Annotated in this window: 22 protein-coding genes and 2 pseudogenes; 2 read left to right on the forward strand and 22 right to left on the reverse strand. The window is 45.7% G+C overall.

The genetic code is table 11. From position 1 onward, the window contains the following. Positions 1–825: 825 nt before the first annotated feature. From JNUCC1_RS05350 to JNUCC1_RS05365, 4 genes are all read right to left on the reverse strand, one after another. Positions 826–3,903: an efflux RND transporter permease subunit gene (locus JNUCC1_RS05350; RefSeq protein WP_331713615.1), complete on the reverse strand. Its 3,078-nt coding sequence runs from the start codon at positions 3,901–3,903 to the stop codon at positions 826–828. Further along, on the reverse strand, positions 3,900–4,772 hold the full coding sequence (locus JNUCC1_RS05355) for an efflux RND transporter periplasmic adaptor subunit (protein WP_156644460.1): 873 nt from the start codon (positions 4,770–4,772) through the stop codon (positions 3,900–3,902). Before JNUCC1_RS05355 ends, JNUCC1_RS05350 begins: the two co-directional genes overlap by 4 nt. A gap of 59 nt (positions 4,773–4,831) precedes the next feature. Further along, positions 4,832–5,716, reverse strand: a complete 885-nt coding sequence (locus JNUCC1_RS05360) for a TetR/AcrR family transcriptional regulator (protein WP_156644461.1) — start codon at positions 5,714–5,716, stop codon at positions 4,832–4,834. A gap of 163 nt (positions 5,717–5,879) precedes the next feature. Beyond that, positions 5,880–6,365: a competence protein ComK gene (locus tag JNUCC1_RS05365; protein WP_156644462.1), complete on the reverse strand. Its 486-nt coding sequence runs from the start codon at positions 6,363–6,365 to the stop codon at positions 5,880–5,882. A gap of 243 nt (positions 6,366–6,608) precedes the next feature. Here JNUCC1_RS05365 and JNUCC1_RS05370 point away from each other — a divergent pair, with 243 nt between their 5' ends. Continuing rightward, complete coding sequence (locus tag JNUCC1_RS05370; RefSeq protein WP_156644463.1) at positions 6,609–6,797, forward strand: YjfB family protein; 189 nt, start codon at positions 6,609–6,611, stop codon at positions 6,795–6,797. A gap of 96 nt (positions 6,798–6,893) precedes the next feature. Here JNUCC1_RS05370 and JNUCC1_RS05375 read toward each other — a convergent pair whose 3' ends face one another. Next, a complete protein-coding gene (locus JNUCC1_RS05375; RefSeq protein ID WP_156644464.1) occupies positions 6,894–7,187 on the reverse strand; it encodes a hypothetical protein in 294 nt (97 codons plus the stop codon). A 57-nt stretch (positions 7,188–7,244) separates the two neighbouring features. Here JNUCC1_RS05375 and JNUCC1_RS05380 point away from each other — a divergent pair, with 57 nt between their 5' ends. Next, positions 7,245–7,679: a hypothetical protein gene (locus tag JNUCC1_RS05380; RefSeq protein WP_156644465.1), complete on the forward strand. Its 435-nt coding sequence runs from the start codon at positions 7,245–7,247 to the stop codon at positions 7,677–7,679. A 103-nt stretch (positions 7,680–7,782) separates the two neighbouring features. Here the strand turns inward: JNUCC1_RS05380 and fabZ are convergent, their stop codons facing one another. From fabZ to JNUCC1_RS05465, 17 genes and pseudogenes are all read right to left on the reverse strand, one after another. Continuing rightward, positions 7,783–8,202, reverse strand: a complete 420-nt coding sequence (gene fabZ / locus JNUCC1_RS05385) for a 3-hydroxyacyl-ACP dehydratase FabZ (RefSeq protein WP_156644466.1) — start codon at positions 8,200–8,202, stop codon at positions 7,783–7,785. A 23-nt stretch (positions 8,203–8,225) separates the two neighbouring features. Then, positions 8,226–8,405 carry a DNA-directed RNA polymerase subunit beta gene (locus JNUCC1_RS05390; protein WP_331713616.1) on the reverse strand — a complete coding sequence of 60 codons (180 nt, stop codon included), beginning with the start codon at positions 8,403–8,405 and terminating at the stop codon, positions 8,226–8,228. Then, positions 8,402–8,611, reverse strand: a complete 210-nt coding sequence (locus JNUCC1_RS05395) for a hypothetical protein (RefSeq protein WP_156644467.1) — start codon at positions 8,609–8,611, stop codon at positions 8,402–8,404. Before JNUCC1_RS05395 ends, JNUCC1_RS05390 begins: the two co-directional genes overlap by 4 nt. Before the next feature lie 105 nt (positions 8,612–8,716). Further along, the gene (locus JNUCC1_RS05400; RefSeq protein WP_156644468.1) at positions 8,717–9,547 is read right to left on the reverse strand and encodes a flagellar hook-basal body protein; all 831 of its coding nucleotides are present in this window, start codon (positions 9,545–9,547) and stop codon (positions 8,717–8,719) included. A gap of 13 nt (positions 9,548–9,560) precedes the next feature. Continuing rightward, positions 9,561–10,367: a flagellar hook-basal body protein gene (locus JNUCC1_RS05405; protein WP_156644469.1), complete on the reverse strand. Its 807-nt coding sequence runs from the start codon at positions 10,365–10,367 to the stop codon at positions 9,561–9,563. Between the two features lie 24 nt (positions 10,368–10,391). Then, positions 10,392–11,392 (reverse strand): annotated as a pseudogene (locus JNUCC1_RS05410) (rod shape-determining protein). 225 nt (positions 11,393–11,617) lie between these two features. Beyond that, the gene (gene spoIIID / locus JNUCC1_RS05415; protein ID WP_331713617.1) at positions 11,618–11,929 is read right to left on the reverse strand and encodes a sporulation transcriptional regulator SpoIIID; all 312 of its coding nucleotides are present in this window, start codon (positions 11,927–11,929) and stop codon (positions 11,618–11,620) included. Positions 11,930–12,361: 432 nt separating this feature from the next. After that, entirely contained in the window at positions 12,362–13,387 is a 1,026-nt protein-coding gene (locus JNUCC1_RS05420; RefSeq protein ID WP_156644470.1) for an AimR family lysis-lysogeny pheromone receptor, read from the reverse strand. 181 nt (positions 13,388–13,568) lie between these two features. Further along, complete coding sequence (locus JNUCC1_RS05425; protein WP_156644471.1) at positions 13,569–14,375, reverse strand: M23 family metallopeptidase; 807 nt, start codon at positions 14,373–14,375, stop codon at positions 13,569–13,571. Positions 14,376–15,123: 748 nt separating this feature from the next. Beyond that, entirely contained in the window at positions 15,124–16,281 is a 1,158-nt protein-coding gene (gene spoIID / locus JNUCC1_RS05430) for a stage II sporulation protein D (RefSeq protein ID WP_156644472.1), read from the reverse strand. Positions 16,282–16,415: 134 nt separating this feature from the next. Further along, positions 16,416–17,375 carry an ABC transporter ATP-binding protein gene (locus tag JNUCC1_RS05435; RefSeq protein ID WP_156644473.1) on the reverse strand — a complete coding sequence of 320 codons (960 nt, stop codon included), beginning with the start codon at positions 17,373–17,375 and terminating at the stop codon, positions 16,416–16,418. Positions 17,376–17,436: 61 nt separating this feature from the next. Then, positions 17,437–19,113 (reverse strand): peptide ABC transporter substrate-binding protein, encoded by a 1,677-nt coding sequence (locus tag JNUCC1_RS05440; RefSeq protein WP_156644474.1) that lies wholly within the window; start codon positions 19,111–19,113, stop codon positions 17,437–17,439. A 14-nt stretch (positions 19,114–19,127) separates the two neighbouring features. After that, positions 19,128–20,132 carry an ABC transporter ATP-binding protein gene (locus JNUCC1_RS05445; RefSeq protein WP_156644475.1) on the reverse strand — a complete coding sequence of 335 codons (1,005 nt, stop codon included), beginning with the start codon at positions 20,130–20,132 and terminating at the stop codon, positions 19,128–19,130. Positions 20,133–20,142: 10 nt separating this feature from the next. Next, on the reverse strand, positions 20,143–21,099 hold the full coding sequence (locus JNUCC1_RS05450; protein ID WP_156644476.1) for an ABC transporter permease: 957 nt from the start codon (positions 21,097–21,099) through the stop codon (positions 20,143–20,145). After that, positions 21,096–22,037: an ABC transporter permease gene (locus JNUCC1_RS05455; RefSeq protein WP_156644477.1), complete on the reverse strand. Its 942-nt coding sequence runs from the start codon at positions 22,035–22,037 to the stop codon at positions 21,096–21,098. The genes JNUCC1_RS05450 and JNUCC1_RS05455 overlap by 4 nt, the downstream gene beginning before the upstream one ends. A gap of 1,048 nt (positions 22,038–23,085) precedes the next feature. Continuing rightward, positions 23,086–24,410, reverse strand: a pseudogene (gene murA, locus JNUCC1_RS05460) (UDP-N-acetylglucosamine 1-carboxyvinyltransferase). Positions 24,411–24,446: 36 nt separating this feature from the next. Next, positions 24,447–25,160 (reverse strand): YwmB family TATA-box binding protein, encoded by a 714-nt coding sequence (locus JNUCC1_RS05465; protein WP_156644478.1) that lies wholly within the window; start codon positions 25,158–25,160, stop codon positions 24,447–24,449. Between the last annotated feature and the right edge of the window lie 314 nt (positions 25,161–25,474).

Consider the following 25,474-nt stretch of genomic DNA (forward strand, 5'->3'; position numbering starts at 1 on the left):
TATCTGAAAAATAGTGCATTTGCAGGTAATTCAATTAAACTGCGAACCATGAAAACTTGAATCTAACTTTATCTAGAAGGATCCTCACTTACTTAATGAGAATGGCAACCAACAATCACAATGAGTGAATCGTGATTTGCGCTACGGGAAGTCGCTTTAACTTTATCACAGCTCAAGTGCGACATCTGCTCAAGAAAACCACTTTCACAGTGTCTTCTAGCCGCGAGCACGGCCTCAGCCTCCTTGCCCCGGCAAGGGGTATGTCGACGTTGCCCGCAAAGGGCGGTTTTAGTCGACCCTCCCTAATGTAACGCTGTGGGGTCTTCGGACTCGTGCTGTTCCCGCAGGAGTCGACTTCCCTTCGCTCCAATCACTTTATGTTAGTCAGTGGCTCGGACGGTTCGTTACACAATTGCGTGTGAACTAATTTCACTATCACACGCAGCCCCGTTCTAAATACATGTGATTTTCATCCTTGTTTTTTGATTGAGTAATCACATCAAGTTTTACGTGCTCAGTTATAAAAGTATAAACAATTCTTTCACCGATCTCCGGGAAAACACGGAGACTCCTATGGGAGCAAAAGCCTAGATGAGACCCCACAGCGCGCAGCGCGAGGAGGCTCATCAGCGCCCATGGAAAGCGCAGTGTTTTCCCGGAGATCGGTGGGGCGAGGCAGTCATAACATACTCCCTTATGTCGCACTTTACGGATTCCACATCTTAATCAATGGTCACTGCCCAAAATATAACACTGTAAAACGTAGAAAATCCGAACCGTGATCCATAGCAGTATGGATTGGTTCGGATTTTCTTCATTCATATCTTAAACATTCTTCTTACGTTTGTTCCGTCGTGTCACTTTTGCTGTGAAGTCATCAAAGAATGAGTAGATGACTGGTACGAGCAGTAGTGTGAACAAGCTGGAAACGCTGAGACCGAAGATGATGGTCACTGCCAGCGGCTGCTGGGTTTCGGACCCTTCACCAAGAGCAAGTGCCAGCGGAACCATTGCCAGAACGGTCGTTAATGTCGTCATCAAGATCGGACGCAAACGGCTGCGGCCGGCTTCCAGAATCGCTTCGTAACGTTCCATTCCTTTTCGCCGCAATATATTAATATAATCGACGAGCACAATCGAGTTGTTGACCACGATCCCGGCGAGCATGATGATCCCAATAAAGCCTGGAATGCTCAATGGAATGCCGGTTATAAAGAGCCCGAGCAACACCCCGACGACTGTCGTTGGCATAGCAAACATGATAATGAACGGGAACAGGAAGTTTTCAAACTGCACCGCCATGACTGCATACACCAAGAAGATCGAGAATACGAGTGCCAGAGCCAGATCCTGGAAGGACTCCTGCATATCCTGCGCTTGCCCGCCAATGTCAAAATCATAGCCTTCAGGAAAAGGCATGTCGTTCAGGGTTTTTTTAACATCGTCGACCACACTGCCCAGATCCCGGTCCATGACCCCACTCGTGATATTTAATTGCGGCCGCTGGTTTTGTCTTGTCAGTGTAGCAGGTCCTTGAGTCTGTGTCAGGTCTGCCACTTCCTGAAGCGGAATCACTGCACCGGAAGGAGATTGTATTTTCAGGTCAAGCAGATCACTGATGGTACGGTTGTTCTCTTCCGGATACTTCATCACAACATTGATCTCTTCACCGCCTTCACGGTATTGTGTTGCTGTCTGACCGTTTAGCTTCATCTGAACTTGGCCGGTAATCTGCTGTTGATTTAACCCGTAGGCTGCAGCGGCTGATTCATCCACCTTGATCGTCATTTGCGGGAGGCCTTCAGAGGCGCTGCTTTCCGGATTATGAACACCATCGATCTGATTGAGTTCATCGATCACATCTTCTGAAAGATCACGCAGGACACCATGTTCAGGGCCGTGCAGCTGGATCTGAATCGGATCTCCGGTACTCATGCCGCCGTCCATAGTACTGACGGTAATCTCGGCGCCTGCTATACCTTGCAGATCTTCATCAATATCGGCAACAACTTGAGAAGTTGACTGATCACGGTCAGAAGCCGGGAGCAGCTGGATCATGTAGGATGCAGTATTGCCGCTGCCTCCTGCGCCACCACCCATCTGATCGCCACCGCCAACTGTGACAAAGTTCGTTTCGATCAAGGACTCATAATCTGTTATTTTATCGTTAATCTGCTCTACAACATCTTCTGTATCCTCAAGTGAGGTGCCTGAAGCTGTTTTTACTGATATCTGCACCTGTCCCTGGTCTGCGGAAGGTATGAACTCCGCGCCAATCATAGGGATCAGGGCCAGACTGCCGACGATAATGGCAAGTGTCGCGGCAACGGTAATTTTCCGGAACTTCAGTACCCATTTGAGCATGCGCTGGTAGAGGTTTCCGACTTTATCCAAAAAGCGGTTAAACCAGTATCGGCGTCCTTCTTCTCCCATCGCCGAGGCCAGAAGTTTGGACGAAAGCATCGGTACGAGCGTGATCGCGGCAATCAGCGATGTGATTAATGCGAACGAAACGGCCAAGGCCAGCGGTGTAAATAGGTCTGATGCGATGCCTTCAACATAAATAATCGGCAGGAACACAACCAATGTTGTTGTCGTGGATGCAATTACGGCTGGTGCAAGTTCAGAAGCACCGTTAATTGCCGCTTCTTTCAGACTGTAACCGCGTTGCCTGTAGGTGTATATATGCTCTAAAATAACAATCGAACTGTCGACCATCATTCCAAGACCGAGCGCCAAACCGCCGAGTGTCAAGACGTTCAGCGTTTCTCCAGTGAAATACATCAAGGTAAACGTGGAGATAATGGCAATCGGGATCGATACACCAATGACAAGTGTTGCCCGGATGCTTTTTAGGAATAGCAGCAAGATAAAGATGGAAATAATGCCACCAATCAGGATGTTTTGCACAACGGAATTGATCGAGAGTTCAATGAATTCCGAGGTATCGATCACCACATCAAGATCAACATCTGATGACAAATCACCTTTCATGTCACTGATGGCATCCTTCACATTACCGGCGACATCCACTGGATTGCCATCTGTCTTCTTCATGATGGACAAAACGACTGAGGACTTGCCGTTCACAAGTGTTTCTGAAGATGATTTTTTAAACGTATCTTTCACATCCGCAACATCATCGACCTGAATCGTTGCGCCCGTTTCGGATTGAACAATCGTTTGTTTAATGTCGTCAACTGATGTGAACTCCCCGACAACCCGGAGCTGCAGATTTTTACTTCCCTTCTCTACCACACCGACAGATGAGGACTGGTTGGTGCTGTTGAGTGACTGGGTAATCGTTTGTGCCGTCACACCGTACTGCTGCATCGCTGTTTCATTGAGTTCAATTTGAATCTCACGGGTTTTTGCCCCTTCAATATTGACAGAAGCAACCCCGCCCTGCCGCTCGAGATAAGGGACAACCTGATCTTCAGCAATGCTCGTCAGTTCGGCTGCTTCTTTTCCTGTGAGACTGACCCACATGAGCGGAAGCTGGTCTGGATTAAAACGGATAATACTTGGTTCGTTGGCTTGTTCCGGCAAAAATCCTTTGGTCTGATCAATCTTTTCCCTGACATCAAGGAGCGCTTGATCAAGATCTGTGCCATTCTTGAACATCATAACAACCAGCGAGGCCCCAGGCTGGGATTGGGATTGAATTGTGTCGATCCCTTCAATTGAACTGACAGATCCCTCAATCGGGCGGCTGATTAGTTCTTCCACATCTTCCGGTGCGGCATCGGGATAGCTTGTTGCGACAACCGCAATCGGCAGTTCTATTTTAGGAAACAGATCGATCGCAAGACTTCTGACCGATACGACGCCAAGGGCGATGATCGCAAGGACGATCATGATGACGCCGACGGGCCGTTTGACAGATGTTTGAACTAATTTCACGATGACTCTCCTTCCTTCACAACCTCAACTTCACTGCCGTCTGCAAGTGACGTTTGTCCTGTCACCACAACCTGGTCGCCTGTTTTCAAACCAGACTTGACGGCTGTTTTATCTGACTGAATTTCTTCAGTTTCAATTTCAGTTTTAGTTACTTTTCCGTCTGAAACAACATAAACGTAAGCTCCGTCACTCTCTTCAACAAGTGCTTCTGTTGGAATTAGGACAGAATCTTTTACGCGTTTTTCAGGTACCATCATTTGCACGACCATCCCCGGGAGCAGAACATTACCTTTGTTTTCAATAGATACTTTCGCCGTGTACAGACCCTGGTCATTCGGCATCACGCTTTTTTCAGTAACGTCGGCTTCATACGTCTCGCCTTGGAACGTCAGCTCATAGGTTTTGTCTTTTTTGATTAAGTCCAGAACGTTTGATGTTACGCCAAACTCGGCTGTCATTTCATCGAGATCAGCCACTATGGCAAAAGGTTCTTCGGCAGAAACCATGTCACCTTCATTGGCACTCAAGTTAATGATGGTCCCGGCTTTTGGTGCTTTAATGGTTTGCTTGCCTGCCCGGCTTGCCAGGGTAGCTAATTTGTCATCTTCTTCAACCGTGTCACCGTTCTCCACTTCAAGTGAATCAATCTCTCCTGGTTGTGGAAGCATGACCGGTGTCGTACTTGATGGAGATGTGCGGCCTGTCATGGTTCGATTAACGACCAAATCTCCTTCCGAAACCTCAGCTGTGTGTACCGGTGTTGGGCGCTGCTCATCATTTTCCTCAGCATTATCCTCGTTTTCTCCGTTACATGCGGCCAGAAGCCCCACTACAAACAGCATTGCAATCATTAAGTATACTTTTTTCATACATGTACCCTCCCAATATTCACATCTCTATTGTAATGATGATCTCCATATACCGATCATTATTGTATCAGTTTTATTTGAAGCCGATCCGCAATTTTTACCGCAAACGGCTTTAGAGCCGGTTCTGCTTGAAAATAAGCAAGCATCCCCTTAATGACCATCGTGCTGGGTTGCTCCTCTTTGGCCGACACAGCAATCATATCGGCTGCTTCCAAAAGTTCTGCCTGACGATCAGCGGATAAATCTGTCTCATAAACCGCTGCTTTAGCTTGCTCAATAAGGTCCATAAGGCTTTCCCCGTTGACATCTGCAAAGTGATCTGTATAGATGTCAGGCAGATTTTCTGCCGTTATCAGCGGTGGCGATGAATCTGCCAGCATACCCTGAATCAGATTATCGATCCGCTCAACGATATAGTTGCCTGTCTGTTCTGTATCTATTTGCAGACCATCTGTGACCATCCATTTAAAGTACCCGTTCATCAGCCCATCACTTTGAATAATCGTGTCGATCAAACAGTCATTGACAGAAGGTCCGTAAATGGCCAGAAGGTTATCTTTCAGCCAGTGAAAATTATGGACTTTCATTTGGTTGACCAACTGGTCAGTATACTGTCCGGCTGGAATGTTTTCTCTAATGTGCATCCTGATAAAGTCTTTATATGTGTAAACATAATTGGCTAGAACACTGATTTGCGCTGCAAAGCTGGCCCTCGCATCAAAATCGTTGTGATTTTTAATGGCTTCCAGCCTATTAATGATTTCTTTATAATAATACTGAATCACTTTGGTAAGAAAGTCCTCTTTTGATTGAAAGTACAAGTAAAAAGAACCTTTGGACATCCCCGCCGCTGCAGCAATTTCCTGCACTGACGTGTTATGATACCCTTTGTCTGCAAATAACTTCATACCGGAACTCATAAGAAGCATCTGTTTGTCATTCATTTTTCTAACCTGCCTTACGTTTACGGATTGAACCGTTCATTGGTTTCATTAATTATACTTACCGGTCAGTCACTAAAAAAACCTAATCCTTATTATAAACAGATCAGGCCGTAAGCACAAGCTTAGAATTCGTATTTTTAAATGATAACGCATTCATTGAAATTCAATCAAAAAGCGGGTCAAGCTCGTCATAATAAGAGGGTCGGTTCATCATGATTTTAAGTTGGGCTGTCCTTTGATATTGCTTTTGAAACGTGTCTAATGAAGTGTCTAAGTGAAGGAAGGTCCCATCTCTGAATTGGATCCTTACTGTGTCAGGCTCTAACTTTTCATAACGTTCAATAAGGTCAAGCGCGATCCAGTAACATTGCTTATTACGCTTGGTAATAATGGGAAACATGAACACACCGAGATGCGGAATTATGGGGATAGGAACTTTGTAGGTAACATTAAGGAGTTTCCTGGCATAATCACGACGTCCATTCAAGGTCGATTTGTTCGCAAAACAACTGTCTTCTAAAATCTTTTCAGTGGTTTTGGCCACTTTAATCCATCTGTTCCCTTCATAGACACGTGCCTTATAAAATGAAGAATCATACGACTGAATAGCCTTTGTAAAGGGTGTAATTTTGTAAGCATAACGTCCCATAAATACATCACAACGCTTTCATATGTACTAAAAGCCAATATGTGTGACTGCTGCAAATACAACGTGTTTACAGGTAAAATTATGTAGGAGGCTTTTGTTAAATTAGTTATATTTTACTATACTGTGAATCAGATGCCAATATTAAAGTGATAAAATTTAAACTTTTTGTCGAAATGAGGAGATTTGAAGGGGTGATTTAACAAAATGAATGTTTTACCGATATAAGACGAGGGAGGGATCTTAATGGATATTGCAGCACTTTCTGTCGTCATGGCGAATCAACAGACAAAAGCCGATGCGAGCATGATGGTTCTCAACCGAACAAAAAACGTCATGGAAGAGCAAGGTGCCCAGCTTGTACAAATGCTTGAAGCTTCAGCACCACAAGCACCTCATCCCAACCTTGGCAGTCAGGTGGATCTGTCGGTTTAGGCAGAGGTATTTTAATTCAAAGCTCAAGGTTTGTTAAAGGCAAGAAGGAATCGCTTTTCAATGCGGTTCGCTTCTTGCCTTTTAATATTTGGCCGTTTATTCGTTTTTGTCGTCGTTCATGTCATTGTTTCCGGTGTCGTTATTGTTCTGCTTGTCATTATTCTTGTCTTGCTCGTCATTGTCAAGCATGTCATCGTCACCATTGTCGGTATCGTTATCGAGCATATCATCCTCATTGTTATTCATATCCCCGCCGTCATTTTCCTCATTCATCGGGGCATCATTATCATTGTTATCCACCGGATCCATGTCATCATCATTACCACAAGCAGTCATGATGGCAAGTGCTAAAAACGGGGCAAGCATCTTCAACATCCATTTCCTTTTCATAACTATCCCTCCTTGAATTCATTTCGATGTCACGAGTAGTTTAACCAAGACATTCATTTGAATACGCCTTTTAGAAAAATCACGGAAACTTTTATCGGCGCTCGCGGTGTTTTATCGGCGCTCGCGGTGTTTTATCGGCGCTCGCGGTGTTTTATCGGCGCTCGCGGTGTTTTATCGGCGCTCGCGGTGTTTTATCGGCGCTCGCGGTGTTTTATCGGCGCTCGCGGTGTTTTATCGGCGCTCGCGGTGTTTTATCGGCGCTCGCGGTGTTTTATCGGCGCTCGCGGTGTTTTATCGGCGCTCGCGGTGTTTTATCGGCGCTCGCGGTGTTTTATCGGCGCTCGCGGTGTTTTATCGGCGCTCGCGGTGTTTTATCGGCGCTCGCGGTGTTTTATCGGCGCTCGCGGTGTTTTATCGGCGCTCGCGGTGTTTTATCGGCGCTCGCGGTGTTTTATCGGCGCTCGCGGTGTTTTATCGGCGCTCGGACTGTGAGCCGAGCGCCGATAAAAAAAGCAGCTATGCCAAACGCGGCAGAACTGCTCTCCATATATGTACATCCATTTTAATTCAAACGTTTGATCAAGCGCCACGCACGTTACTGAATGGCAAACATAATCTCAGCTTCACAGGCAACTTCGCCGTCCACAGTCGCAATTCCTTTACCTTTTCCAACAGGCCCTTTCAGACGGGTGATCTCCACTTCAAGCTGGAGCTGGTCGCCTGGCTTGACCTGACGCTTAAAGCGGCACTTATCAATACCGGCGAGAAAGCCGATCTTCCCTTGATTTTCCTCACGTCCCAACACAGCAATGGCTCCTGTTTGAGCAAGTGCTTCTATAATTAAAACACCTGGCATGACCGGATAATCTGGAAAATGCCCCTGGAAAGATGGTTCATTCACGGTTACATTTTTCAATGCGACGACGCGCTTGCCTTCTTCCACTTCAAGCACACGGTCCACCAGTAAAAAAGGGTAGCGGTGCGGAATTGTTTGCTTAATTTCTTCAATATCCATTCGCTTTAAACCTCCTCAAATGACTACTTTTCCTTTTCTACAATATCGATAATATGCTGCCATGTTTCCCTGTCAAATATCTCTTTAAAAGAGCCATCACCAAGAACACTGTACCCAATTCCAAGTCCTAAAATCAGCGCAGCAACCGCCAGCACCAAAACAATAATCAAACGGAGCCAGATCGGCAATAGACGTCTTTTCACGCGCTTGCCTTTTTCTTTTCCGCCTTCTTTTTCTGTTTATGTTCTTCGCGTGCAGAAGGTTTGGCTTTCTCTTTCTGCTTCTGTTTGGTCACCGTTCTTTTGCCTTTTTCCAGGTCAACCGAAGAGGTGCGCTTGGGTTGCTTGGCACTTTCGGTTTCTGATGTCTGATTGGTTGTTGTTTCGGTAGAATTTGTTTGGGTTGCCATGGCTTGTTACTCCTTCACTTGCAAAAAATAAGCTTGTCACTGCAGTATCTTATTCATTTCTTAATCCTTTTATTCCCCGCACTCCCGGGGCATAAACAGCCCTTGTTATGACCTGAGCTGGTTGACTAAACCGGACATCTGATCTGACATCGAGATTGTCCGAGCGTTGAATTGGTAGGCGCGCTGTGTCATCATCATGTCTGTCATCTGTTTGGCCACATCAACGTTGGACGCTTCCAATGCTCCGCTTTTGATGAGGTCGCCCTGTGGGTTAACCACCTGAATAACGTCATCGAAATTGTAGCCGAGGGTCTCAGCATCAGGCATTCGGAAAGCATTGGCCCCGGCAGTTTCCAATAAACGGGGGCGAACAGCTTCTACAATGGCAAGACGTCCTGCTGTTTCAGTCACCCCTTGGCGTGAAACTTCAATAACACCGTTTGGCTGAATGGCAATATCATCAAAGCCGTTTGCAATTTCAATCGGTCCATTCTCCCCCAGGACAGGATTTCCGTCTTTTGTCGTCAGCAGCACACTGCCATCCGCCATCGGACTGAGATAGAATGCGCCATCTCGCGTATAAAGCGTTTCTGACGTGCCATTCTCCGTCACTTGGATTTGAAATAGATGGTTGTCCTTGAGCAAAGCTGTATCAAGCTCCCGATCTGTCGGTTTTTGTGCACCTGGTGTGAGATCGATCGTGATATCATCCAACTTGGCACCTGACCCAATCCGAATCCCGTCTGGTGTCACGCGACCCTCCGCATTGGCAGGGTCTGTCATATTATTGATTTGCTGAAACAAAAGGGAAGAGAAATCGGCTTGACGGTGCTTATAACCGGTCGTTTGACTGTTTGACATATTATGCCCGATCACATCCAGCTTTTGCTGAAGTCCCCGCATCGTTACGGCGGCCTGTATCATGGTTTGCGACATGCTTTACCCTCCTCTACCCGATTCGTCCAATCTCACTTACTGCTTTACCCATGCTCTGGTCATAGGCTTTTAACACACGCTGGTTCATTTCAAAAGAGCGGTAAGCGCTCATCATTTCGGTCATAGTCTGCATGGCATCAACATTCGAACCTTCCAAGGCCCCTTGCTGAATGGTAAATTCAGCTCCAGCAGGCACTTCACCTGCATCCCCTGTAAAAAATCCATAGTCATCTTTAACAAGATCGTTCGCATCCGCTGCATAACTCATGCCAAGTTCAGCAGTATTGCCTGCCGCTGTCGTGACAACACCATTTGAAGAGACCGTAAACGTCATACCGTCTGTTTGTATCCGATTGCCGGCGCTGTCCAGCACATAATGTCCGGAACCCGCTGTTAAATACCCGTCCTGATCAACAGTGAAGTGCCCATTGCGTGTATAGGCTGTATCCCCATTTTCCAGTTGGACGGTGAAAAAAAGGCTCCCCGTTTCATCCGGCACCTTCCCATTTACAAGCGCGAGATCTGTCGAAACGTTTGTTTCCCGGATATCGCCTTGTGCATGGTTCGGGATCGTTTCCTGAACATAAACCCCTGTATTGAACGATCCAATTTGCTCATTTACAGGGATGTTAAACGAATGCGATACCGGAATCGTCTTTTTTCCCATATGATACGTGAGCATCTCCGGAAACGCACGAATGGCTGCATCATCCGCTTTATAGCCCGGCGTGTTGACATTGGCCATATTGTTTGATAACACTTCCTGCCGACGCTGCTGAGCCTGCATGCCGCTTGCAACGGTATAAAAGCCTCTTAACATGATCCTCTCTCCTTTGAAAAAAGGTTAAACGATGCTTTTGCGTTCAATCTTATCGATGTTTTCCAGCATGATGCCCGTTCCTTTGGCCACACAGTTCATCGGTTCTTCGGCTAATAAAACAGGAACTTTGAGCTCGTCCGCCAGCAGTTGATCAATGCCGTGAATCAAAGCGCCGCCCCTGTCAAAATGACGCCTCGATCAATGATATCAGCAGACAGTTCAGGCGGTGTCTGTTCCAGAACAGTTTTAGCACCCTGGGTGATCAGCGAAACTGGTTCACGCAGCGCTTCTTCAATTTCATCAGAGTGAACCGAGATCGTACGCGGCAGTCCTGACACCAGGTCACGCCCACGGATGTCCATCGTTTCATGCCTTCCACCCGGATAGACGGTAGCGACATTAATCTTAATGTCTTCAGCCGTGCGCTCCCCGATCAGAAGTTTATATTTGCGTTTTATGTACTGCAGGATTTCTACGTCAAATTTGTCCCCGGCCATTTTAACCGACTGAGCCGTGACGATGTCTCCCATGGAGAGGACAGCCACATCTGTCGTGCCGCCGCCAATGTCCACAACCATATTTCCGCTTGGCTGGTAAATCTCCATTCCAGCACCAACCGCCGCAACTTTCGGCTCTTCTTCCAAGTAAATCTTCTTGCCGCCGGATTTTTCCGCTGCTTCTTTAATCGCTTTTTGCTCGACTTTGGTAATGTTGGTCGGGCAGCAAATCAGCATACGCGGTTTGGACAGAAATCCGCGGACATTTATTTTACTGATAAAATGTTTCAGCATTGCTTCTGTAATGTCAAAATCAGCAATGACGCCGTCTTTCAGCGGACGAACCGCTTCAATATTGCCTGGGGTACGACCGACCATCTGGCGCGCCGCCTCTCCCACTTCAAGCACTTTTCCTGTATTGCGATTCATTGCAACGACTGCCGGCTCATTTAAAATGATCCCTTTGCCCTTCACGTGAATGAGCACGTTAGCCGTACCAAGGTCAATTCCGATATCCCTAGAAAACATACGTTGGTGAACCTCCTGAAATTTATATTTGAACAACGTTTCGTACATACTGCCTCTAATGAACTATTTTACCACAAAATTCAACGCATAACTGCATACTTCGCAAAAATATTATGGATTATTTTCGTTCCCTTAGTATATCTCTTCCTGACGTCTCCATACAGTCGTGCACACGAAAAACGCGCAGCATGTACGCATGCTGCGCGTCGTCAGGTTAGGATATACTCACCCGACAGGTTTTGGGCCTCTGGGCGGTGACGTTTTGCCATTGATTTTGGCCGCCTGTGTTGTTTTAAGTTTATATTTCTTACGCGTGGCCTCGCCGCCGCGTATGTGCCGGATCGATTTGTGATAATTAAGGACTTCTTTTACGTCATTCGCCAATTCAGGATTGATTTCAGGCAATCGCTCAGTCAAATCTTTATGGACGGTACTCTTGGAAACGCCAAATTCTTTCGCGATCGTTCTGACAGTTTTCCTCGTCTCCACGACTTGCCTCCCTATCCTGATCGTTCTTTCTTTGATGTAATCGTGCACACCGTTCGCCTCCCTAAGTTGGATATTTCCGAGGTGTGAATCGAGACAAGGTGATACAGTTACATGGCTTGTTATTGGACATAAGACGATGGTTTGAACAAATACCGGTAAAAGTGGGTGTTATGAGCACACGAATGCCGTTAATAGGATCAACACTGCAGAAAATGTAAGGGTATGTATTCAGATAACCTGGAAATAGGGCTTCACAACAAGGTTGAGTAAACACTTCAATATGCTCTGTTACAACAGCCACACATGATCTCACCTCAGACATTGAAGATTGTTTGATTTATAACATTTTATTATCAAAGCAGTGGAAATATGATCAAAATTAAGTATTAAGCCAGAAAGGACAAGCGCTGACAAGGATTTGGACATGAGAAAGCCCCTTGTGCCATCATATGCATGATGAACAAGGGGCATGTTGAAATGTTATGATCTTAACTTTTGCAGCGCTCGCAGCGGGAGGCGACTGAAGAAATAATCGCTTTTCTTTTGGATAAACGCGCCATAGGATTTCATGAGCATATGAGGATCCTGTGTGGCACAACCAAGATAATACAGGCGAAACGGCGTGTCAGAAGGAATATCATTCAAAATATGCCGTGCCTTTTCATAATTTCCTTCAGCGATGGCCAAGTGTGCCTGTTCACTCGCGTCGCTTGTCGTAATATGATCCGTTATGCCAAATTCGGCCGCGAGAAATGGTATATTATGTTCTGTAATCATTTTCTCCAAATCTTTGTATCCATGCTTCACTGCGAGTTTCAATCCTTCTTGCATATGATAGAAAGCTTGCTCATACGTATCAAATAAGTAAGTCAACCCAAGATTAGCATGAATGCTGATTTTTGTGCGCATGTTTTTAGTACGGGTCAAAGCTTGAAACCCCAGCTTGCGAGCAATAATAAGTTCATTGCGGTGCCAATAGTATACGAACAAATTCTGCTGCATTCTTGTTTGGAAAAAATCGAGCAAAGCAACGTCTTGGATCTCTTCAAAACGCTTGTAGTTCTTCTGAATATACTTTCCGATCCTATCAAAATTCCCTGTATCAAGTTCGATAGACATCCGGCCAAAGTCAACAAGGCAAGCGAGTTCAGGGTCAGAAGTTCTGATTGCGTTAAAGCGTTCCATCAAAAGCGGGGGTGTTACTTTGCAGCGGTGTCGATCAAGCATATATTGATAGACCAGAGCCCAGTTTTGCCTTGACAGATCTTGAGAAGAACGGTTTTTGTAAATTAACTGCTGCAAATCCTCATAAAATCCGTGCATGTATAGGAATTCCATGCCTGTTTTCTTAATGCGATCACTGTGCGATTCCAAACAATATTGCCGCATCTTGTCGTTTGCTTCTTCTTCAGTGAATTGTTTTTTCAGTAACAGCATGATGACGTGCATAGAGGAATGGTCTGAGGCGGACATGAATTGATCCAGAGCTGGTTGGGAGAGTTCCATGGAAGGCAACCCCTTTCAATGATTTGGGTTTATAGATGTGGGTAGGTCTTTACTCACACGAGAAATATCATATCATAATGTGTCCTAAAATGATATCACAATCGTTCGACAAATTCATGAACGATTCGACAGCAACTTAAAAACTCCAGCCTGCATGGACTGGAGTTTTTAATCGAAGCTATTATTCTGTTTCGCTTTCTTCAGGAATGCCTTCCGGATGATCCTCTTTTTCTTCTAACAGATCATCAATGTCTGATGGTTCGGCATCCTCTTCTGTCTGGACTGACTCGGATTCGGCTTCATCCATTTTGCTTACTGGCTGATTAAAGTAAGTTTCAGGGTTGAATTTCTGATCTCCTTTATGCAGTTCAAAGTGGACATGGATGCCATTGTCTTTGCCAAACAGATTTTTCCCTGCTGTGCCGAGTACGTCACCTTGTTTTACCTTGTCGCCTTTTTTGACAGTGACATCGCCCATGCTTGCATAATGGGTTTCAACGTCATTTCCGTGGGACAAGCTTACCACATGGCCAAGCAGCGGATCTTCTTTAACCTCTGACACTTCACCGCCCATAGACGCGAGTACATCGAATGTTTCGCCTGAAGCAGCTGCCATGTCAATGCCCGTACTTTGGTACCAGCGGTTGTTGTGTTGGACGAGCGCTTGCTGCTTGTCCGTATCCTCTGCGTTGTAATCATAAAATTTAGTGACGATTTCTGCTTGAACATCTTCAGCTGCAGGCATGCCAACGACTTCTTCTTGATCAACGACAGGGTCTGCATCTTCATCGAAAGGATCCGGCACATAATTATTGTCCGCAATCTCATCCTGGTCTTCTGTCATATCCGGCATCTGATTATCGATATTTTGATACCAGACAACGACGGTCAGCAACAGGGCAGCAACAGTTAGATAGACTGCCGGGAAAAACCACTTCTTCCGGAAAATGCGTCTCCAACTTGACTTTGGATTTTGTTCTTCCTTCATATGTTATCACCTCAACAACCATTCTGATCAAAAAAATGTGATTATATACATGTTGAGGAAAATATTTCTATATAATTGAAAAACACCTACAAACAAAGACCGGAGTAAGGCGTGAATGACTGATTCTGGCAACCGCTCGAGGAAAACACTCCGCGTTCCGTGAGCGCTGCTGACCCTCGGTCCCACAGGATGTGGGTCATGAAGAAGTGGCGATTGCCGTCGCGGTCTTAGCCTTCCTTCCCCTTTATTTATTCACATTCCTTCACGTATTTGCACATTCACGGGCGGATATGCACATTCATTCCCCGATTTGCACATTCACAGACGGATATGCACATTCATTCCCATATTTGCACATTCACGGACAGATATGCACATTCAGCCCCATATTTGTACATTCACAGACGGATATGCACATTCAGCCCCATATTTGCACATTCGCGGACGGATATGCACATTCATTCCCATATTTGCACATTCACGGACGGATATGCACATTCAGCCCCATATTTGCACATTCACGGACGGATATGCACATTCATTCCCATATTTGCACATTCACGGACGGATATGCACATTCAGCCCCATATTTGCACATTCACGGACGGATATGCACATTCAGCCCCGTATTTGCACACTCGCGCCCTCGGTCTGCACACTCGCTGCTGAGTTAATCCAAGTAAACCAATTCCCTCGTAAAAACAACACCCCCTTCAAAGTTATATTCGAAGGCGGTGTTGTTATTTGTTTATTGTTTGTTACTATCTTCCTGGTCGGCCATGACTAAGGTTGGGACGGTTTCGGCGAGGGAGCTGATTTTTACGTCTTGGTAGTAGTGTGCGACGATGTCTTTATATGTTTTTCCTTCTTGGGCCATGCCGTTGGCGCCGTATTGGCTCATGCCGATCCCGTGGCCGAAGCCTTTTGTCGTAAAAATGAAGTGGTTGTTTTTTTGTTTGATAGAAAAATCACTTGACCTGAGATCGAGTTTTTCCCGGACTTTTCGTCCAGATAGTGTCTCATCACCAAGTGCCAGTGATTGGACCCGGCCGCTTTCTGTACGGGTGATGGTCATAGGCACAGCTGACTGTTTGGGCAGCTGGACCCCAAGTGCCTGTTCTATATCTTCCAAAGTGAATGTTTTCTGATCCAAGTATTTCGGGGATGAGGTATCCCACGGGCTTTCTACGCTTCTAAGGTAGGGCAGCTCATTCTCCCAATAGTCTTCCGAGTTTTCAGTGTATCCGTTGCTCGTTGAGAAAAATGCCGGTGTGATGGTGACATCATTGTAGGTGAGCACCTCTCCCTCGGTCTCTGATACAGCCTCTCGAATGCGCTCCATTTTCCAATTGTAGTCTTTTCCCCAGCGCTCCCGAAGTTCGGTGTCACTTTTATAGACCTGGTGGGAAATTGTGTCTGTGATCGCTGCATCCTCTTGATTTTCCTGATGCTGAAGATGGTTCACAATATAGGTTCTTGCAGCGAGGGCCTGTGCTTTTAATGCTTCAAGCTCGAATTCTGCGGGCATCTCGGCGGATACGACTCCTGCAACATAGTTTTCCAGGGGTACCTTTTCAATGTCCTCCGATCCGCTTCTCATCACATTAACCGCTAATTGTTCATCACCCTCTTCAACCTCTATGGGAGCTGGCATTTCATGAACCAGATCTGTTGTGGATTCTGATTCGATGAATGGGACGACAATTAATGTCGGGATAATAAGGATTATGGCCATTAAACTTGCGAAAACGACAAGTCCGGGTAATTTCCAGGATGGCTTCTTCCAGCCTGATTTGGTTCGTAGGGTTGATGGCCTTGCACCTGTCTTTTTCTGCAGTTGTTTGACTTTGGTGTATATGCGTTTTCGTGGTGATGTTTTCAGTTTTGGTTTAAATGGTTTTGACATATCGAACCTCCTTGCACAATGTTTGAGTCTCTGACATTTGCACCTCTCTATTATCCCTACTACCATTTATATACACGGACAAGCAAAAATAGAACGCCTTGAATGGTTTTTCCATCCAAGGCGTTCTATGGTGTTTAATTATATAAATGACAGGCGACATGGTGGCCGGGTTCGACTTGCTTGAATTCGGGCTTTTCCAGTGAGCATATGTCCATTGCGGCTGGACAGCGGGTACGGAATACGCAGCCGCTCGGCGGGTTAATCGGACTCGGCAGATCGCCCTGTAATATGATCCGCTCCCGCTTCATTTCGATATCCGGATCGGGAATCGGTATGGCCGAGAGAAGCGCCTGTGTATATGGATGCAGCGGATCGTCATACAGGGTGCGGCTCTCGGTCAGTTCGACAAGATGGCCGAGATACATGACACCGATCCGGTCAGAAATGTGTTTAACCATGGACAGGTCATGAGCAATGAACAAATATGTCAGCCCTTTCTCCTGCTGCAATTTTTGCATCAGATTCACCACCTGCGCCTGTACCGAGACATCGAGTGCCGAGATTGGCTCATCAGCGATGATAAAGTCAGGCTCCAGAGCAAGAGCGCGGGCGATTCCAATCCGCTGCCGCTGTCCCCCGCTGAATTCATGAGGGTACCGATTGGCATGATCCCTGTTTAAACCCACTTCTTCAAGCAGTTCGATCACATAATCGAGGCGCTCTGTTCGTTTGGGACGAATCCCGTGCACTGCCATTGGTTCCGAAATGATTTCTCTGACTGTTGAACGGGGATTAAGAGACGCATACGGGTCCTGAAAAATCATTTGCATGCTGCGGTGAAATTGCTCCTTATCTACACCTGTTAACGTATGCACGTTTTGCGCGTTATAAACAACATCCCCACTCGTGCGGTCATACAGTCCCATGATCGTGCGTCCAACAGTTGATTTGCCGCAGCCAGACTCACCGACAAGGCCGAATGTCTCCCCTTTTTCAATGGCAAAAGTGATGCCATCGACGGCCTGCAAGATGCTTTTCTTTCCGACTTCAAAGTGTTTTTTTAGTTTTTTGACTTCCAGCATTGGTGCATTCATGACGGTCTCTCCTCTGTTTAACACCGCCCGCCCAGTTGCCTGGGCGGGGCTTATGGTAGCGTTATTGCTTTAAATCAGCCTTCTTCAGTTCGAGGTATCCAACAGGGTGACGAAGCACGCCGCTCAAATCAGGGTTTTGAATCGCGACCTGATTATAGTAACGAATTGGGAAGATCGGCATATCTTCAGCAAGCATCTTCTCTGCTTCATACATGTGCTCCCAACGCTTTGCTTCATCGCTTTCTGTTTTCGACTTTTGAATCAGTTCGTCATAGTCTGAGTCAGAATAAGCTGTTCTGTTCATCGATGAATCTGTGACAAAGCTTTCCAGGAAGTTGACTGGATCCCCGTAATCAAATAGGAATGAGCTTCGGAAGAGTTGCAGTTCCAAACCTTTCTGTTCTTCCGAGAATACTTGCCACTCTTTATTTTCAAGTGTGACATCGATACCGAGGTGATCTGTATACATGCTCTGAATTGCTTCAGCTACAGACTTATGGGTTTCACTCGTGTTATAGGACAAAATCACTTCCGGCAGTTCATCATAGCCTTCTTCTTTCATCCCCTCTTCCAACAGCTGTTTTGCTTCATCAGGGGAAAATGGCACAAGTTCGCCATTCGCCTCGCGGAAATCACTGCCATCCGGCGACTGGAAACCTGGTGAAACAAAAGCAAATGCAGGTTTCGCTTTATTTTTTACCACATAGTCAGCAATTTCCTGCTTATCAACGGCAAGGGCAAATGCTTTTCGGATCTTTTCATTCTGGAACGGTTCTTTTTCAAGATTATACCGGAAAAATTCGAGTCCGCCCTGATCTTCAAATACAACATTTTCATTATCGATCAACTGATCTGACAGCTCAGACGGAATTGAGGAAATATCCAATTCACCATTATCAAACATCTGATATTCCGTCGTTGTTTCACTCACCATGTACCACCGAATTTTATCCAAGTTAACGGTAGAAGCATCCCAATATTCCTCATTTTTCACCATGACAAATTCGTTGTCATGCTCCCAGGATTCCAGTTTGAATGGACCGTTGCCGACAAAAGTGTCTGCTTCAGCATGCCAATCCGGATCGTCTTGGGCCACTTGATTGTTGACCGGGAAAAACGCTGGATTAGTGACGAGGTTCAAGAAAAAGCCTGCTGGGGCTTCCAGTTCAACTTCAAACGTTTTCTCATCAGGTGCACTGAGTCCAAGATCATCAGCTGAGCCTTCTCCACTGTTAAATGCTTCCCCGCCTTTAATGAAATAACCGAGAAATGCGGATGGGTACCCATTATCCGGGTCAAGCAGTTCTGTCCAGGCATAGACAAAATCCTCACCTGTGACTGGATCGCCATTGGACCAGTTCGCATCTTCACGGAGCGTGAACGTATATGTTGTACCATCCTCTGACACATTCCACTCCTCAGCCATAGCCGGTTGTGGCGTATGGTCGTCTCCAAGACGTGTGAGTCCTTCCATCATATTGTTCAAGGGACTGTAGGAAACAGAATCGAATCCTTTTGGCGGGTTAAAAGAAGTTGGTTCATCGCCATTGTTAATGCGCAGTACTTTTTCTTCTTCCGCCGCCTCTTTTTCTGTGTTATCGCTTGTGCCATCATTTGTTTCATTGGACGCATTGGATGCATTTCCATCGTCTGTCTGCGAACTGTCTGTCGCCGTACATGCCGCTGCAATCGCCAGAACGAAAACGGCCAGCAGCAGTAAAAAAACTCTCTTGAACATGTTGATTCCCCCTTTTATTTTTGAATGGCTGTTTGAGCCAGTAGTGCCTGTGCTCTGTCGTCCTGAAGCCAGCAATGAACATGGTGGGTATCGTTGAGCTGTGTGCGCGGCGGCGGAACATGCCGGCAGACTTCCATCGCCATAGGACAGCGTGCTGCAAAGGGACATCCCTTTGGCGGTGAAAATAAATCAGGTGGTGTGCCTTCAATCGGAGTCAATTTTTCTTCTTTTAAATCAAGTCTCGGTACAGATTTCAGCAGCCCTTGTGTATATGGATGTTCAGGCCTGTAGAAGACATCCCGCTTATCACCGCTTTCAATCACCTGACCGGCATACATCACAGCGATTCTGTCAGCAATTTTCGCCACAACCCCCAAGTCATGGGTGATGAGAATTACCGCAACGCCTGTTTCCCGCTGAATATGTTCAAACAACTCAAGAATTTGCGCCTGAATGGTTACGTCAAGTGCTGTAGTTGGTTCATCGGCAATCAGCAGTTCCGGGTCACAAATGAGTGCCATCGCTATCACGATGCGCTGCCGCATGCCCCCGCTGAATTGGTGCGGATACTGAGCAAGTCGTGCTTCCGGGTCAGGAATGCCCACCAGCTTCAGCATATCAAGTGCTTTTCGTTGGATTTCCTTGTTGGAAAGCTTTGTATGCTGCCGCAGCCCTTCCATCAATTGCGTCCCGATCGTAAGTGTGGGGTTCAGCGCTGTCATCGGATCCTGAAAAATCATGGAAACATCAACACCACGGATGTTACGCATCGCCTTTTCGGTTTCATGAACAAGATCTGTTCCTTTAAATAAAATCTGTCCATTTGTGATCTTACCTGGGGGTGACGGGATGAGACGCATGATTGCATTGGCGGTCACACTTTTTCCGCAGCCGGACTCCCCCACGATGGCCAGCGTTTCGCCCTCTTCCACATGTAGATTGACCCCCCGCACCGCTTTCACAGTGCCGCCAAACGTTGTAAACGAAATGTGTAAGTCTTTCACTTCCAGCAAGGTCATGGTTCATCACCTACTTCCTAAGCTTTGGATCGAGTGCATCCTGCAGTCCGTCACCCAATACGTTAAATGCAAACATCGTAAACGATATGAAAAAGGCCGGATAAAACAAAGTCCACCAATACCCTGAGAGAATGGCGCCCAGAGCATCATTTGCCATAACACCCCAACTCGCGTGCGGTGCTTGGATGCCCAGTCCCAGAAAGCTGAGAAAGGCTTCGGCAAAAATCGCTGTCGGAACCGTCAAGGTCATCTGCACGATAATCGGGCCCATTGTATTCGGCAGCAGATTCTTTCGTATGATCCGAGGGGTTTTCGCTCCAAACGACTGTGACGCGAGCACAAATTCATCGTTTTTCAGCTGGAGTACCTGTCCCCTGACAATACGCGCCATGCCAACCCATCCCGTAACAGAAAGGGCAATGATAATCGTCGTCAAACTCGGTCCCATAACCACCAGAAGCAAAATAACGACGAGCAAATAGGGAAGACCGTATAAAATCTCAATGATACGCATCATGATCCCATCTGTCCGCCCACCTCTATAGCCAGCAACACCGCCATAAATAATCCCGATAAAAAAATCGATCAAAGCTGCCATGATTCCAACAAACAATGAAATACGCGCCCCATACCAGGTGCGGGTGAACACATCACGACCGAGATTATCTGTGCCAAACCAATGATCCTTTGACGGCGGCTTGAATTGATTCGGCAGCGACGTATCTTTCACAGAATACGGGGTCAACATCGGACCAAAAATAGCCAAGAGTCCAAGTAAAATTAAAAAGATCAATCCTGCCATTGCCAGTTTATTTTTCAACAGCCGGCGCCAGGCATCTTTCCAGTAGGACAGCGAGGGTCTCGCAAGCACTTCAGCTTCCCCTCCATCGCCTTCTCTCCATCTGAACCAGTCATCAGGAACGTTTTCAGGTGTATAGGTTTGTTGAGCATTTGTGTATTGTTTCATCGCTTTTCACCATCACGTTTATGAATTTTAATTCTAGGGTCCAGAATGCCGTACGCAATATCCACTAAAAACAACATCAAGATCAGAAAAGCACTGTAAAAAACCGTTGTCCCCATGATCACCGGATAATCTCTGTGATTGATGCTTTCTACAAAATAACGACCCATGCCAGGTATCGCGAAAATCTTTTCAATGACAAAGGTTCCTGTTAAAATACCCGCCAGAAGCGTTCCCATAATGGTAACGACTGGCATCAGCGCATTCTTGAGGGCATGTTTAATGATGATTTTCCAGGGTGATAAGCCCTTTGCTCGTGCCATTTTGATATAGTCCTGTGTCAAGACTTCGAGCATGGTTGAACGTGTCAACCTTGCGATAATGGCCATCGGACCTGTGGCCAAGGCTACAATAGGCAAAATCATATGGGCGAGACTTTCCCAGCGTGCGGTTGGAAGCAGGTTCCAGTCGACGGCAAATTTCTGAATCAGCAATGTTGCCAGCACAAAGTTTGGAATCGATATTCCCAGTACAGCAACCGTCATGGCAAAGTAATCAATGATGCCGTTATGCCTGAGCGCTGCAAATACACCGAGAATGATGCCTGATAAAACTGCAACAATGACTGAGACCATGCCTAATTCAAATGAAATGGGAAAACCCCTGCTGAGGAGGTCGTTCACAGTATGGTTTGATTGTTTGATTGATGGGCCAAAGTCAAGAGTGACAATAGATTTTAAATAGAGTACATATTGAACGACATAAGGTTTATCGAGGTTATAGTGACGTTCTAAATTTTGTTGAACCGTTTCGTTGGTATTGCGATCCTGGTCGTTAAATGGTGAACCGGGTACACTGACCATCAAAACAAACGTCAGCGTGATAATGATCCATAAAGTGATTGCCATAATTGCAAGCCGTTTCAATATGTAACGCAGCAAAGTTTTCGACCCCTTTCTAGCAGGCTGTATTTGTATAGGTTGTTGCTAGTGGATAAAACCTCGTTTCCGTAAACTACGAGATAACTAAGTTTATATGAAGAAAGATATCGCTCCGAAAATACATTTCGCTTTCCGCGGGCACGGCCTCAACCTCCTTGCCTCGGCAAGAGGTATGTCGACGTTGCCCGCAAAGGGCGGTTTTAGTCGACCCTCCCTAATGTACGCGCTGTGGGGTCTTAGGACTCGTGCTGTTCCCGCAGGAGCCTTCATGTATTTTCTCCGCTATATGTGTGACACCACTTTATGTAATGTTTATGACCGGTTACCAATAGCAATTGGTCTATTAAAAAGAGGGTGGAACATACACCTCATCAAGCTCGGGGAAAACATGGAGACTCAAGCGGGAAGTTAAGCCTCGGTGAGACCCCGGAACGCCTTCATGACTCACATCCTGTGGGCCCGAGGCTCAGCAGCGCCCGCGGCAAAGAAGACACTGTGAAAGTGAACTTCTTGAACAGATGTCGGACTTGAGCTGTGATAAAGTTAAAGCGCAGTGTTTCCCCGAGCGGTTGTCAGTGGCAGTCATTTCAAGTTTTCATTGGTTCGTAGTTTGTGTCGACTGTTTGTTAGGAATTTTAACTTTAAACGTTACAAGGTTTTAGTTAAAAAGCCTTCTTCCAAAACATGAAGTATGGGTGTAAGATACTGTGATGTTTGTACAGTTTATGATGGTAAGGGTGGCCTGTATGACAATTTAATGCCGTGTTTATGTAAGTGCTTTCAATTTCACGTGTAAAAATGCGCATTTTTTATATAATATCCACAATTCATTCGACTTGTTTATATTTAAGCAGAATATAAACAAGATGTCAACTGGTTTTTTAATAAATGTGAAAAGTCTACTAATGTCTGATGACTATATGTATGCAGAAACACATAAAAACCACATGTCCGCAAAAACGTGAACATGTGGTTCTTATAAGTGTATTGAATATATTGAGATCGTTTATGTTGTAATGTCTGCTTCAAAAGTAGCCAGTCAAAAGTCCTACATTTCAGCAGTAATTTGGTTCTCGGATAGTTTCATCTCGACGTAGGTTTCAACAACATCCCCATTCTCATCAACGCGCTCAATGTCTGCTCCAAGTTTGGCCAGTTTTCCGGCAAAGTTCACATAACCACGGTCTAGATGGTGCAGATCTGTTACACGTGTTAAGCCTTCAGCCCGCAAACCGGCAAGAATCAAAGCAGCTGCAGCTCTTAAGTCAGTAGCTGCGACTTCTGCGCCTTGGAGTTCTCTTGGACCTTCAATAATGACACTTCTGCCTTCGATTTTCATCTGAGCGTTCATGCGTCTGAATTCTTCCACATGCATAAAACGATTTTCAAAAACCGTTTCAGTGATCACACTTGTACCTTCTGCACATAGCATGAGTGCCATCATTTGTGATTGCATGTCAGTCGGAAACCCAGGATGCGGCAAAGTCTTAATGTCAGTTGCTTTAATGTGCTCAGGACCAATAACGCGCAGTCCATCCTTTTCATCAAGGATCTGAACATCCATTTCTTCCAGTTTTGAAATAACCGAACGCAGATGCTCTCTCTCAACGTTTTCAATTAATACATTTCCGTTCGTGATCGCCGCTGCTACCATAAATGTGCCGGCTTCAACACGGTCAGGAATGATCGAATGTTCCACACCATTCAACTGGTCAACGCCATCTATTTTGATAGTTTCCGTGCCTGCACCAACAATTTTAGCACCCATTTTATTTAATATATTGGCTAGATCTACAATTTCAGGTTCTTTGGCGCAATTTTCCAAAATAGTGCGACCTTCAGCTAATGCTGCAGCCATCATAATGTTTTCTGTTGCACCCACGCTTGGCATATCCAAATAAATTTTGGCGCCCTGCAATCGTTTGTTTACATGCGCTTCTACAAATCCGTTCCCAACATGGACAGTGGCCCCATTGCTTCGAACCCTTTCAAATGGAGGTCAATTGGTCTAGAACCAATTGCACAGCCGCCTGGCATAGCTACTTTTGCATGGCCGTAACGCGCGAGCAGTGGTCCAAGTACCAACACTGAAGCGCGCATTTTCCGGACAAATTCGAACGGTGCTTCTGTTTTGAGTTTGTGTGTTGCATCAACGGTGATCGTATGGTCATTAAATTGTACGTCAGCATTTAAATTGCGGATGACTTCGTTGATTGTGTAAACATCAGCCAAATCAGGAACATCTTTAATAACACTCTTTCCTTGGCTCGGAAGAATACTCGCGGCAATGACCGGAAGCACTGCATTTTTGGCGCCTTCAACTCTCACAGTGCCGCTCAGCTGCCTTCCACCTCTTACGATGATTTTATCCATATTTAAATTCTCCTTCAAATGCAATTTCACTATATATTAGTATTCATGGATGAGGATAGGTGTGCCTAACACAGCTTGCTCCCCATCATTCGGGCCTTGACGAACGACCATTTGAAAGTTAAGAGGTTTGTCCATCATGTCAATTTTTGTCGCCCATAGGTGTGTATACCCGTATGTTGTTTTTTTATGCACATCTTTTATAAAATCTTCTTGACTCGATATGTATGTTAAATCCAAACGATCTTGAAGCTTACGCTCGACATACACGTTGTTTATTATATCACGTTCTTGAGTGGTCAGACAAGTAAATACAACAAAATCTTGCATGAAATATGTTTCTTGCGCATTTTGTCGGATCTGGTTATAGGATTGGCGAATGTTGTCGTTCCACGAAGATCCGGATATAACAGCGACCAGTTCTGATGCAAAAGAATCATTTGTTGGTTCGACCACTTTGAATGCCGTAGTGATGCCTGACTTTTGATCAGTATTGGTCCATGAATAGTATACTGCTTTTTTTGATGGCGTAACAGTGACCTTATGACCATTTTCACGTGCGTTTTCGACAATTGTCATAAGGTTGGATCTTGATTGATGTTCTTTTATCGTCACTTCCCAAGTATCCACTGGTGCAATATATGACTGAGCGAACTGGGCAAGGTCAACAAGCGGATCTGCTTTGGTACTTGCTGCTGCGCTGTTGGCAAATAATATTAATATCATAAAAATAAAGACCATTTTCTGTTTCATTGTATTTCCTCCCCCGTATCATTCAATATTACCTTCATTATTGCCCTCGAGAGAAAACATCATACATACAATAACAGATTAATAGAATTCAAGATTCACCACTAACAATCACGCCGCTTTTTCTGTAAACTGCGAACTAACTAGTTAGATTTAATTAAGGATTTTATGACTGCCACTGGCGACCGCTCGGGGAAAACACTCCGCGTCCAGTGGGCGCTGATGAGCCTCCTCGCGCTGCGCGCTGTGGGGTCTCATCTAGGCTTTTGCTCCCACGGGAGTCTCCGTGTTTTCCCCGAGCTAGTTGAGTGGCGCTC

This window comes from Lentibacillus sp. JNUCC-1 (genome assembly GCF_009741735.1).
GTDB lineage: Bacteria > Bacillota > Bacilli > Bacillales > Amphibacillaceae > Lentibacillus_B.